The sequence below is a fragment of the Vibrio injensis genome, assembly GCF_001895205.1.
Taxonomy (GTDB): Bacteria; Pseudomonadota; Gammaproteobacteria; order Enterobacterales; family Vibrionaceae; genus Vibrio; species Vibrio injensis.
Genome location: NZ_BDJF01000032.1, coordinates 144,893 through 157,359, shown reverse-complemented (window position 1 = coordinate 157,359; position 12,467 = coordinate 144,893). Strand labels below are relative to the sequence as shown.

Below are 12,467 nucleotides of genomic sequence, written 5' to 3'. Positions count from 1 at the left end.
AAAGGATTATTTATGAAGGTTTTACCGCGTCTGACACTTTTCGCTTTGCCATTTTTTATCATGGCATGTCATGCTCAGGAATCCAAAGAGCAAACGCCAAGTTTGGATAAAGCAGGCTTTGAGCAACGTTTTGCTCCATTAGGTATTGATGTCACGGCTATCGTCCCTTCTGAGATCAGCGGATTGGTCGAAGTGCAAACGCCTGGTGGTGTATTATACGCCTCACCAGACGGCAAACATTTTATTGCCGGAACCTTATACGCCTTAAAGGATGATGGTAGTTATATTGATGTCTTAGCTAAGCGCCAAGCGCCAATTAACGCAAAAAAACTACAACAAGTTGCGTCGAGCACGATTGAATTTAAAGCGCCTCAAGAACGCTATGTCGTCAGTGTGTTTACCGATACGACCTGTGGTTATTGTGTTCGCTTGCATAGCCAAATTAAAGATTACAATGATTTGGGGATCACCATCCGTTATTTAGCTTTCCCTCGTCAAGGTGTTGCCGGTCCCGTTGCTGAACAAATGGCGGCGATGTGGTGTGCTAGCGATCCGAAGCAAGCCATGCATGAGGTGAAAATTGAGCGCAAAACTTTGACTCCGCAAGGAAATATCGCTCAGTGTAAACAAATTATTACTGAGCATTATCAATTAGGTCAAGAGTTGGGTATTTCAGGTACGCCAGCAATGTTCTTACCAAGCGGTGAGATGATCGGTGGCTACTTACCCGCAGCTCAATTACTGCAACGCCTTCAACAAGGCTAATCTCACGACGTTGTTTATTACGAGGAAACAGGCTTGGCATGTCCAAGCCTGATTATTTTTATGATAGAGATCCACAGAAGACCAGAAGTCGATTTAAGCCTATTGCCCGACAGTATCCCCGATTTATTGAAGCGTATTTATCTTAATCGAGGCATTACCCGTGTTGAGCAATTAGAGAAAAGCGCCAAATCTTTGCATTCGTACCAAAGTTTGCACGGGATTGAATTAGCCGTGTCACTACTATTGAATGCCATTGAGCAGCAAAAGCGGATCATTATTGTTGGTGATTTTGATGCCGATGGGGCAACGAGTTGTGCGCTGTCGGTATTGGCGCTAAGAATGCTGGGTAGCCGTAATGTTGATTATTTAGTCCCTAATCGTTTTGAAGATGGCTATGGACTTAGTCCCGAAGTGGTTGATCAAGCCTTACATATGGGCGCTGAAATGATCATGACAGTGGATAATGGCGTCTCTTCCATCGAAGGGGTACGTTATGCCAAGCAGCATGGTTTGCAAGTGTTAGTCACCGATCACCATTTACCCGGACAAGTATTGCCCGAGGTCGACGCTATGGTGAATCCTAATTTACAACAGTGTGCGTTCCCGTCGAAAGCGCTTGCTGGGGTAGGGGTCGCGTTTTACTTAATGATGGCGCTGTGCGTGCATATGCGTCAGTCAGGATGGTTTATTAAACACGGTATTGCTGAACCTAAACTCATGGAATTGATCGATTTGGTTGCATTAGGCACGGTAGCTGATGTGGTTCCTCTGGATGACAATAATCGCATTTTAGTTCATCAAGGTTTACAGCGTATTCGCGCAGGTAAAGCCCGTCCGGGTATCCAAGCCTTAATTGAAATTGCCAAACGCGATGCGCGAAAACTAGTGGCTGCCGATTTCGGTTTTGCGCTTGGGCCAAGGATTAACGCCGCCGGGCGGTTGGATGATATGTCGTTTGGGGTTGAACTGTTGTTAACCGACAATATTCATGCCGCGCGGCGCATGGCCAGTGAATTGGATGCTCTGAATCAAACTCGTAAAGAAATCGAAGAAGGGATGAAGCAAGAAGCGTTGGCGTTTTGTGAGCGTCTGCAATTTGCCGATAATAGTGTGTTGCCGCAAGGGTTAGTCTTGTTTCAACGAGATTGGCATCAAGGGGTGATCGGTATTTTGGCTTCCCGAGTTAAAGACAAATATCATCGCCCAGTGATTGCCTTTGCCGATGGTGGTGATGGATTGATTAAGGGTTCTTGTCGTTCGATTCCTGGCTTACACATGCGAGATACCTTAGATAAAATTGATACTCAGAATCCAGGGATCATTATCAAATTTGGTGGTCACGCGATGGCGGCAGGGTTAACCATCGCTGAAACTAACTTGTCGCGTTTTCGCCAGTTGTTTGAACATGAAGTGGCTCTGCAGTTGGATGAAGCCAGTTTAAAAGGGATCGTACTCAGTGATGGTGAGTTAAAGCCGGAAGAGTTTTCGCTGCATACCGCCGAGCTGTTGCGATCTGCAGGGCCTTGGGGACAAGCCTTCCCTGATCCACTGTTTGACGGTGAGTTTAAAGTTCTCCACCAAAAATTAGTTGGTGAAAAGCACTTAAAATTGATGCTTGAACCTTTATTTAAAGGTCATCCGACCAATATTATGATCGATGGCATTGCCTTTAATGTTGATCTTCGTCGCTGGCCCGATGCTTCGGTGAAAACGGTACGTTTAGCTTATAAACTCGACATTAACGAATTCCGTGGCAACCAGTCTTTACAGTTACTGATTGATTGCTTAGAAGCTTAATTCCTCTCGCTAATTTCTCATTCTGGACTGAGTTCACCTACACTCAGTCCGGTTATTCTATTTCTACAACGCTTTGCTAATAGCTTGTCAGGTTATTGACTTAGGCTTAATTTGTAATTGGTCTGACCTATACTATTGCTGTTTTAATACGCAGTTGTTATCAAAGTGTTTTAACTTGGTGGGTTCTATGATTTGGGTCAACTTTTGACTGGACACTCGCGTTTTAATTATGTTAATTTCTACCCCAACTTGAAATTGGTATTACCAATTGCCTGCAAAAAATGACCAGTAGAAGAACAATAAATTATGGCTTATCAAAGGATTCGTCAGCCGAAACTTTCTGATGTGATAGAGCAAGAGTTAGAGCGGTTGATTGTGGAAGGAACATTAGCCCCAGGGCAGCAACTCCCTCCTGAGCGCGAGCTGGCAAAACAGTTCGAGGTTTCTCGTCCTTCGATACGTGAAGCGATACAGCGCCTAGAAGCAAAACGTTTATTGACGCGTCGCCAAGGCGGCGGAACCTTTGTCAGTGAACATATCTGGCAAAGTTTCTCTGATCCTCTGCTAAATTTATTGTCTAGTCATTCGGAAACCCAGTTAGATTTACTGGAAGCACGCCATGCGTTGGAAGGTATTTCAGCTTATTTTGCCGCTTTGCGTGGTACCGATGAAGATTTTGCTCGTATTCAAACCAGTTTGGCGCGAATTAGCGAAGTTCAAGACTTGAAAGATACCGAAGCAGAAGCCAGCACGGTAATGGCCTTTTTGATAGCGATTACCGAAGCCACCCATAATGTGGTGCTGCTGCATATCGTTCGTAGTCTTGCGCCTTTGCTTGAGCAAAATATTTTGCAAAATTTTAAATTATTACGCCGCCGCCCAGAAGCGGAGGAGAAAGTAACTAAGCACCGAGCTAATATCGTGGATGCGATCGTTTCTGGTCAGCCAGAAAAAGCACGAGAGATGTCACACTCACATTTAGCTTATATCGAAGAAACATTGTTGGATTTGACCCGAGAAGAGTCTCGACGTGAACGTTCTCTGCGTCGCATCCAACAGGGTAATGAACCGCAATAGCGGTCCATTGCGGTTCTAAATAAATCCAACCAACAGAAGGATAGATCGCCATGTCTGACATGAAGCATGACGTAGATGCACTGGAAACTCAGGAGTGGCTTGCTGCCCTGGAATCCGTTGTACGTGAAGAAGGCGTAGAGCGTGCGCAATTTTTACTAGAAGAAGTTCTAGAAAAAGCTCGTCTTGATGGCGTTGATATGCCAACTGGCATTAACACCAACTACATCAATACGATTCCTGCAGCCCAAGAGCCCGCTTACCCTGGCGATACCACGATTGAAAAACGTATTCGTTCAATCATTCGTTGGAACGCGATCATGATTGTTCTTCGTGCTTCGAAGAAAGATCTTGATTTGGGCGGCCATATGGCTTCCTTCCAGTCTTCTGCCGCGTTTTATGAAACGTGCTTCAACCATTTCTTCCGTGCTCCTAACGAAAAAGATGGTGGTGACCTCGTTTATTATCAAGGTCATATTTCTCCAGGAATCTACGCGCGTGCCTTCGTTGAAGGTCGCCTGACTGCTGAACAATTGGACAACTTCCGTCAGGAAGTCGATGGCAAAGGTCTGCCTTCTTACCCACACCCGAAACTGATGCCTGAATTCTGGCAATTCCCGACCGTATCTATGGGTCTGGGTCCAATCGCCTCTATTTATCAAGCTCGTTTCCTTAAGTACCTAGATGGTCGTGGTCTTAAAGACACTTCTGAGCAACGCGTTTACGCTTTCCTTGGCGATGGTGAAATGGATGAGCCAGAATCACGCGGCGCAATCTCTTTTGCTGCTCGTGAAAAACTGGATAACCTATGTTTCCTTATCAACTGTAACTTGCAGCGTCTTGATGGCCCAGTGATGGGTAACGGCAAGATCATTCAAGAGCTAGAAGGTCTATTTAAAGGCGCTGGCTGGAATGTGGTTAAAGTGATTTGGGGTAACAACTGGGATGCACTATTAGCGAAAGACACCTCTGGTAAGCTACTGCAATTGATGAATGAAACCATCGATGGCGATTACCAAACGTTCAAAGCGAAAGATGGTGCTTACGTTCGTGAACACTTCTTTGGTAAATACCCAGAGACCGCAGCACTTGTTGCCGATATGACCGATGATGAGATTTTTGCTCTCAAACGTGGCGGTCATGAGCCATCAAAACTGTTTGCTGCGTTCAAGAATGCGCAAGAAACTAAAGGTCGTCCAACCGTTATCCTAGCAAAAACCGTTAAAGGTTATGGCATGGGTGAAGCGGCGGAAGGTAAAAACATTGCGCACCAAGTGAAGAAAATGGACATGACCCATGTTCTTGCGATGCGTAATCGTCTTGGTTTACAAGATCTTATTTCAGATGAAGCGATCAACGATTTACCTTACTTAACGCTAGAAGAAGGTTCAAAAGAGTACGAGTACTTGCACGCGCGTCGTAAAGCCTTACACGGTTATACCCCACAGCGTTTGCCTAACTTTACTCAGCCTTTAATTATTCCTGAGTTGGAAGAATTTAAACCGCTACTTGAAGAGCAAAAGCGTGATATCTCTTCTACTATGGCGTTTGTACGTACGTTGAATATTCTTCTGAAAGACAAGAATATTGCTCAAAACATCGTACCGATCATTGCCGATGAAGCGCGTACCTTTGGTATGGAAGGTCTGTTCCGTCAAATCGGTATTTACAACCCACACGGTCAGAACTACACCCCACAAGACCGTGATATCGTTTCTTACTACAAAGAAGCGACGTCAGGCCAAGTATTGCAAGAAGGCATCAACGAGCTAGGTGCTATGTCGTCATGGGTATCAGCGGCGACGTCTTACAGTACCAACGATCTACCGATGATCCCGTTCTATATCTACTACTCGATGTTTGGTTTCCAACGTGTTGGTGATATGGCATGGATGGCCGGTGACCAACAAGCGCGTGGCTTCCTATTGGGCGCAACGGCGGGTCGTACTACGCTAAACGGTGAAGGTCTACAGCACGAAGATGGCCACTCACACATTCTAGCCAGCACAGTACCAAACTGTATCTCTTATGATCCAACTTTCGCTTATGAAGTAGCGGTGATCATTCAAGATGGTATTCGTCGTATGTATGGCGACCAAGAGAACGTGTTCTACTACTTGACGCTCATGAACGAAAACTACGCAATGCCAGCAATGCCAGAAGGCGCTGAAGAAGGCATCCGTAAAGGTATCTACAAGCTAGAAACTTACACCGGTTCAAAAGCCAAAGTTCAATTGATGAGCTCAGGTACTATCATGAATGAAGTGCGCAAAGCGGCACAAATTCTGAGTGATGATTATGGCGTTGCTTCGGATGTTTACTCGGTGACTTCATTTAACGAATTGGCTCGCGATGGTCAAGCGTGTGAGCGTGATGCGATGCTTCATCCTGAAGCGGAAGCCAAAGTACCTTATATTGCTCAAGTGATGGGTACAGAGCCTGCTATCGCTGCAACCGACTACATGAAGAACTATGCGGAGCAAGTACGTGCTTACGTTCCTGCCACCGCTTATAAAGTATTAGGTACAGATGGCTTTGGTCGTTCAGACAGCCGTGAAAACCTTCGCCGTCACTTTGAAGTGAATGCAGGTTATGTTGTTGTTGCGGCACTAAGCGAACTGGCCAAACGTGGTGAAGTTGAGAAATCGGTAGTGGTTGAAGCGATCAAGAAATTTGATATCGACACCGAAAAAACTAACCCGCTATACGCTTAATTGAAGGTAGGAAAGAATAATGGCAATCGAAATTAATGTACCGGATATCGGTGCCGATGAGGTTGAAGTTACTGAGATTCTTGTCAGCGTTGGCGACAAGGTTGAAGAAGATCAATCGCTTCTCACTGTTGAAGGTGATAAAGCCTCAATGGAAGTTCCTGCTTCTCAAGCAGGTATTGTTAAAGAGATCAAAGTGACTGTGGGTGATAAAGTCACCACGGGTTCTTTGATCATGGTGTTTGAAGCTGAAGGTGCCGCTGCAGCGGCTCCTGTGGCTGAGGCTCCTGTTGCTGCGGCGGCCGTTGCTCCTGCCTCTGCTGAACTAAAAGAAGTTCAAGTACCGGATATTGGTGGTGATGAAGTTGAAGTCACTGAAATCATGGTTGCCATCGGCGACGTGGTAACAGAAGAGCAATCGTTGATCACCGTTGAAGGCGATAAAGCCTCGATGGAAGTACCCGCACCTTTCGCTGGTACAGTGAAAGAGATCAAAATTGCTTCTGGTGACAAAGTGACCACGGGTTCTTTGATCATGGTCTTTGAAGTTGCCGGTTCTAGTGCTGCGGCTCCAGCGCCTGTTGCTCAAGCTAGCGCTCCAGTCGCTGCCGCAGCAGATAAAGACGTTCAAGTGCCAGATATCGGTGGCGATGAAGTTGAAGTGACTGAAATCATGGTTGCGGTTGGCGACATGGTTGAAGAAGAGCAATCGTTGATCACCGTTGAAGGCGATAAAGCGTCAATGGAAGTTCCGGCACCTTTTGCTGGTAAAGTGAAAGCGATTAAAGTCGCTGCTGGTGACAAAGTTTCTACCGGCTCACTGATCATGGTGTTTGAAGTGGCTGGCGCGGCTCCTGCGCAAGTAGCGGTTGCTGCTCCTGCGCAAACATCTGCACCAAGCGCTGCCGCTCCAGTAGCACAAGCGAGCACTGCAGCGACTGCTGATTTCCAAGAGAATCATGAATACGCTCATGCCTCTCCAGTGGTTCGTCGTCTCGCTCGTGAGTTCGGTGTTAATCTTGCCAAAGTGAAAGGATCTGGTCGTAAGAGCCGCATCTTAAAAGAAGACGTACAAAACTACGTCAAAGAAGCGCTAAAACGCCTTGAATCTGGTTCTGCTGCGGTTGCTTCTGGCAAAGGCGATGGTGCGGCACTTGGTTTGCTTCCTTGGCCAAAAGTGGACTTTAGCAAGTTTGGTGAAACTGAAGTTCAACCACTTTCTCGCATTAAGAAGATCTCTGGTGCTAACCTGCATCGTAACTGGGTGATGATCCCACACGTAACCCAATGGGATAACGCGGACATCACAGAGTTAGAGAACTTCCGTAAAGAACAAAATGCGATTGAAGCGAAGAAAGACTCTGGCATGAAGATCACTCCACTGGTGTTCATCATGAAAGCGGTGGCTAAAGCACTAGAAGCCTTCCCGGCGTTTAACTCTTCATTGTCTGAAGATGGCGAAAGCTTAATCCTCAAGAAGTACGTTAACGTGGGTATCGCGGTTGATACACCAAACGGTCTTGTGGTACCTGTGTTTAAAGATGTTAATAAAAAAGGCATCTATGAGCTTTCAGCTGAGCTAGCTGAAGTCTCGAAAAAAGCGCGTGCCGGTAAACTGACCGCCGCTGATATGCAAGGTGGCTGCTTTACTATCTCTAGCCTAGGTGGTATCGGTGGTACGGCATTTACGCCAATCGTTAATGCACCAGAAGTGGGCATTCTTGGTGTATCTAAGTCGGAAATTAAGCCGGTGTGGAATGGCAAAGAATTTGCTCCACGCTTACAGCTTCCATTATCACTGTCTTACGATCACCGAGTGATCGATGGTGCGGAAGGTGCACGCTTTATTACTTACTTAAATGGCTGCTTGAGCGATATTCGTCGTTTAGTATTATAAGCAGTTAGCGAGTGAAGGCGGCTTTTCAGCCGCCTTGATTCAACTATTATCTTGCAATTGGCTGATAGGTTGCTTTTTATTTAGCGAATTGTCGTCTAGCTCACAGGCTAAATGGATTTACTTTTCACACCATTAACATCTCTGTAAACTGTTGCGGTCTGAAAAATAATCGTTTTAAACCATTATGTTTGATTACATTTTGTATTATCAAACAAGATAGAACCCTCCACTCAGCCTGTTAGGGATATTGACTATAAGAGGTCGAAATGAGCAAAGAAATTAAAGCCCAAGTTGTTGTACTGGGCGCAGGTCCTGCCGGTTACTCCGCGGCTTTCCGTTGTGCGGATTTAGGTCTTGAAACCGTACTCGTTGAACGTTATAGCACCCTTGGCGGTGTATGTTTGAATGTCGGTTGTATCCCATCAAAAGCGCTACTCCACGTTGCTAAAGTCATTGAAGAGGCGAAAGCGCTGGCTGATCACGGCATTGTATTCGGTGAGCCAAAAACCGATATTGATAAAGTTCGTTTATGGAAAGAAAAAGTTATTAACCAGCTAACGGGTGGTCTTGGCGGTATGGCTAAGATGCGTAAAGTGACCGTGGTGAATGGCTTTGGTAAATTTACTGGTCCAAATACGCTTGAAGTTGATGGTGAAGAAGGTAAGACACTGGTTAACTTCGATAATGCGATCGTTGCTGCTGGTTCCCGTCCAATTAAATTGCCGTTTATTCCTCATGAAGACCCTCGTATTTGGGATTCAACTGATGCGCTAGAACTTAAAGAAGTACCTGGAAAACTGCTTATTATGGGCGGTGGTATCATCGGTCTTGAAATGGCAACGGTTTATCACTCTCTCGGTTCTAAGATCGATGTCGTTGAGATGTTTGATCAAGTGATTCCTGCAGCAGATAAAGATATTGTGAAGGTGTATACCAAACGCATTCAGAATAAATTTAACTTGATGCTTGAAACCAAAGTGACAGCGGTAGAAGCTAAAGAAGATGGTATCTACGTGTCAATGGAAGGTAAGAAAGCACCAGCAGAAGCAGAGCGTTATGACGCCGTGCTTGTAGCGATTGGTCGTGTACCAAACGGTAAACTGATGGACGCTGAAAAAGCAGGTATTGAAGTTGATGAGCGCGGCTTTATTCACGTTGACAAGCAAATGCGTACTAATGTACCGCACATTTTTGCGATTGGTGATATTGTCGGTCAACCAATGTTGGCACATAAAGGTGTCCATGAAGGCCACGTTGCTGCTGAAGTCATCTCTGGTAAGAAACACTACTTTGATCCAAAAGTGATCCCATCTATCGCATATACTGAGCCAGAAGTCGCTTGGGTTGGTAAGACTGAAAAAGAAGCGAAAGCAGAAGGTCTTAACTACGAAGTTGCCACGTTCCCATGGGCTGCATCAGGTCGAGCGATCGCTTCTGATTGTGCAGACGGTATGACTAAGCTTATCTTTGATAAAGAGACTCACCGTGTGATCGGTGGTGCGATTGTCGGTACCAATGGCGGTGAACTGCTTGGTGAAATTGGTCTTGCGATTGAAATGGGGTGTGATGCAGAAGATATCGCACTCACGATTCACGCTCACCCAACGTTGCATGAATCAGTTGGTCTTGCTGCAGAAGTGTTTGAAGGGACAATTACTGACCTACCAAACGCGAAAGCAAAAAAGAAGAAGTAATTGATCGTTGTTAAATAATAAAAGCCGCTGAATCATTCAGCGGCTTTTTGCTATCTACCGGATGTTAACTTCACGGCATTCAGCTATGGTTCACTAAATAGTTACTGCGCGATCGCCTTGATAGATGCAGAGCATATTCAAATAGTTATTAACCAGTTTCTGCATATCGGCTTCATCACGCGCCCGATTGGCTTGAACGAATAGCGAGTAGCAGATACCGTGAAACAAGGTAGCAAGATCCTCAGGATTATGTTTGCTGCATACCTCTGAGCGCTCAATCGCTTTTGAAAAGACATTTTTCACTAGCAGTTGATTGGTACGATTACTCGACATAAAGAGTGGCCATACTTCATCACGCGTAGAGGCGCTCCACTCAAACCATACTTTTAACCAGTGACAGTCGTCGATAGCCAAACTCACCATACCAGACGCGATATTGTGCATATTTTGTTTTGCATGCAAATCGAGATCGATATGGTCAGTTAAGAAATTAGAGAACTCACGTACTACAAAAGTGAGAACATCGTCGACGAGATCTTCACGAGTCGGGAAGTAATTGAATACTGTGGCTACAGAGACCTGAGCGATCTCAGCAATATCTGCATGACCGCCGCGGCCGATCCCTCGTTTTGCGAAGACTTCCAGCGCGATTTCCATGAGCTGCTGTTTACGTTTTTGTGGAGATAGCCTTGTTCTAGGGCGTTTCTCAATAGATGCGTCCATAGTTGTTTTCCTTGCCAATTGACTGAGTTGTTGCGTATTTAGTTACGCTAATGATTTTTTTATAGTTTGTTTAAAAAACCGTATGAGTGTAATGGTGCATATGTTACAGGTCAATACGTTGTGGGTAAAAAGTACACTTAGTTATGAAATGACTTGTCATTCAATGAGTTTTATTGATGGTTTAGCAAATGAAAATCATTATTCTGATCTCAATCTTTGACTGTGGCCCCTCCTTGAAACGAGAGCGTATTTTTCTGGAGTAATTATTCACAGTGACTCGGTGAAAGGTTAACACCCTGCGTTGGCAATGTTATTATACGTGCCGAACTAACCAGCGATCGGCTACACACTGACGTCGAGTGTCGCTCTAACCCATGAGATAGGTATGAAACATACAGTAGAAGTGATGATTTCTGAGCACGATGTTCAGCAACGCATTCGTGAATTAGGTAAACAGATTACTGAGCATTATCAAGATAGCGAAGATTTAGTCTTGGTTGGATTATTACGTGGTTCATTTGTCTTTATGGCCGACTTAGCTCGTGCGATTGATAAAATTCATCACGTCGATTTTATGACGGCGTCGAGTTACGGCAATAGCATGCAAAGTTCACGTGATGTGCGAATTTTGAAAGATTTGGATGATGATATTAAAGGTAAAGACGTTTTACTGGTTGAAGACATTATCGATACTGGCAATACCCTAACCAAGGTGAAAGAGTTTTTAGCGCTACGTGAGCCTAACTCCATCAATATTTGTACTCTATTAGATAAGCCTTCACGCCGTGAAGTTCACGTCGATGTTCAATGGGTTGGTTTTGAAATCCCTGATGAATTTGTTGTAGGTGTCGGTATTGATTATGCACAGAAATACCGTCATTTGCCTTACATTGGTAAAGTGGTACCGCAAGAGTAATGTCAACTTTCACCGGATGTTGATGATTAAAAGTATGCCCACAACCGTGGGCATTACCTCATCGCTGAAAGCTATTATTTAACGACACAATAGCTGATGCTGTGGATTGAGAATCTTCTCCATCGCTTTACGATAGCTTCCGTCAACTAATTCTTGAGAATCGCAGCGCAGACCTAAGTACTCAAGCTTACCGTCCTCAATACCGTAGACCATACCATGTAGCTCAACATCTTGACCGCGCAACCAAGCGGTTTGCATGATGGTGGAGTTACCTAGGTTGTAGACTTGTTCAGCCACGTTAATTTCTGCCAGTTTGTCTGAGCGGTCTTTTTCTGGCATCTGCTCTAAATAGTGACGATGCTTGAAGTACAAATCGCGAATATGCAGCAACCAGTTATTGATTAAGCCTAATTGAGGATTATCGATCGCTGCCGTTACCCCGCCACAGCCATAATGACCACATACGATAATATGTTTTACTTTCAATACATCGACCGCATATTGCACCACCGACAGACAGTTAAGATCGGTGTGAATCACTTGATTGGCGACATTACGATGAACAAACAGCTCTCCGGAGTACAATCCAGTTAAGCGTTCTGCCGGGACTCGACTATCTGAGCAACCAATCCATAAGAAATCGGGGTTCTGTCCTTTGGCTAACTTCGCGAAGTATTCTGGCCGTTCGGACTTGATTGACTCTGACCAACGAGAGTTATTTTCAAAAAGCTGTTTAAGTACTGGCATCTTCGTTCCCTTTATTAACTGAGCCAACTATACACAATGTGCTTACACGATTCTCTGATAAATTAGCAGATAGATTACTCATCTGAGCAGTTTATCATAGCGGTTTTTATGCAAAATAATCTTGTCCTCTGCTGATTATTTGG

General features: G+C 44.9%; 9 protein-coding genes. 7 read left to right on the top strand and 2 right to left on the bottom strand.

Annotated elements, in window-relative coordinates:
- Window positions 1–12 precede the first annotated feature (12 nt).
- The 6 genes from BSR11_RS16530 to lpdA all read left to right on the top strand — a co-directional run bounded on the left by BSR11_RS16530 (window position 13) and on the right by lpdA (window position 9,938).
- Window positions 13–765, top strand: coding sequence for a thioredoxin fold domain-containing protein (locus BSR11_RS16530; protein WP_072671426.1), 753 nt, complete (start codon window positions 13–15; stop codon window positions 763–765).
- A 60-nt stretch (window positions 766–825) separates the two neighbouring features.
- The gene (gene recJ, locus BSR11_RS16525; RefSeq protein WP_072671425.1) at window positions 826–2,562 is read left to right on the top strand and encodes a single-stranded-DNA-specific exonuclease RecJ; all 1,737 of its coding nucleotides are present in this window, start codon (window positions 826–828) and stop codon (window positions 2,560–2,562) included.
- 306 nt (window positions 2,563–2,868) lie between these two features.
- Window positions 2,869–3,639 carry a pyruvate dehydrogenase complex transcriptional repressor PdhR gene (gene pdhR / locus BSR11_RS16520; RefSeq protein WP_004394247.1) on the top strand — a complete coding sequence of 257 codons (771 nt, stop codon included), beginning with the start codon at window positions 2,869–2,871 and terminating at the stop codon, window positions 3,637–3,639.
- Window positions 3,640–3,689: 50 nt separating this feature from the next.
- The gene (gene aceE, locus BSR11_RS16515) at window positions 3,690–6,350 is read left to right on the top strand and encodes a pyruvate dehydrogenase (acetyl-transferring), homodimeric type (RefSeq protein WP_072671424.1); all 2,661 of its coding nucleotides are present in this window, start codon (window positions 3,690–3,692) and stop codon (window positions 6,348–6,350) included.
- 19 nt (window positions 6,351–6,369) lie between these two features.
- Window positions 6,370–8,244, top strand: a complete 1,875-nt coding sequence (gene aceF / locus BSR11_RS16510) for a pyruvate dehydrogenase complex dihydrolipoyllysine-residue acetyltransferase (protein ID WP_072671423.1) — start codon at window positions 6,370–6,372, stop codon at window positions 8,242–8,244.
- A 266-nt stretch (window positions 8,245–8,510) separates the two neighbouring features.
- Window positions 8,511–9,938: a dihydrolipoyl dehydrogenase gene (lpdA, locus tag BSR11_RS16505; RefSeq protein ID WP_072671422.1), complete on the top strand. Its 1,428-nt coding sequence runs from the start codon at window positions 8,511–8,513 to the stop codon at window positions 9,936–9,938.
- 93 nt (window positions 9,939–10,031) lie between these two features.
- Here the strand turns inward: lpdA and BSR11_RS16500 are convergent, their stop codons facing one another.
- Complete coding sequence (locus BSR11_RS16500; RefSeq protein ID WP_072671421.1) at window positions 10,032–10,661, bottom strand: LuxR/HapR/OpaR family quorum-sensing transcriptional regulator; 630 nt, start codon at window positions 10,659–10,661, stop codon at window positions 10,032–10,034.
- 385 nt (window positions 10,662–11,046) lie between these two features.
- Between BSR11_RS16500 and hpt the strand changes: the two genes are divergently transcribed.
- Window positions 11,047–11,577, top strand: coding sequence for a hypoxanthine phosphoribosyltransferase (gene hpt, locus BSR11_RS16495; RefSeq protein ID WP_072671420.1), 531 nt, complete (start codon window positions 11,047–11,049; stop codon window positions 11,575–11,577).
- Between the two features lie 78 nt (window positions 11,578–11,655).
- Here the strand turns inward: hpt and can are convergent, their stop codons facing one another.
- Complete coding sequence (can, locus tag BSR11_RS16490) at window positions 11,656–12,324, bottom strand: carbonate dehydratase (protein ID WP_072671419.1); 669 nt, start codon at window positions 12,322–12,324, stop codon at window positions 11,656–11,658.
- Window positions 12,325–12,467: the final 143 nt, after the last annotated feature.

What these genes read in the sequence shown, in the direction of transcription:
- aceF (WP_072671423.1), top strand. Translation starts at nt 6,370, where the DNA reads ATGGCAATCGAAATTAATGTACCGGATATCGGTGCCGATGAGGTTGAA.
- hpt (WP_072671420.1), top strand. Translation starts at nt 11,047, where the DNA reads ATGAAACATACAGTAGAAGTGATGATTTCTGAGCACGATGTTCAGCAA.
- BSR11_RS16530 (WP_072671426.1), top strand. Translation starts at nt 13, where the DNA reads ATGAAGGTTTTACCGCGTCTGACACTTTTCGCTTTGCCATTTTTTATC.
- BSR11_RS16500 (WP_072671421.1), bottom strand. Translation starts at nt 10,661, where the DNA reads ATGGACGCATCTATTGAGAAACGCCCTAGAACAAGGCTATCTCCACAA.
- can (WP_072671419.1), bottom strand. Translation starts at nt 12,324, where the DNA reads ATGCCAGTACTTAAACAGCTTTTTGAAAATAACTCTCGTTGGTCAGAG.
- lpdA (WP_072671422.1), top strand. Translation starts at nt 8,511, where the DNA reads ATGAGCAAAGAAATTAAAGCCCAAGTTGTTGTACTGGGCGCAGGTCCT.
- pdhR (WP_004394247.1), top strand. Translation starts at nt 2,869, where the DNA reads ATGGCTTATCAAAGGATTCGTCAGCCGAAACTTTCTGATGTGATAGAG.
- recJ (WP_072671425.1), top strand. Translation starts at nt 826, where the DNA reads ATGATAGAGATCCACAGAAGACCAGAAGTCGATTTAAGCCTATTGCCC.
- aceE (WP_072671424.1), top strand. Translation starts at nt 3,690, where the DNA reads ATGTCTGACATGAAGCATGACGTAGATGCACTGGAAACTCAGGAGTGG.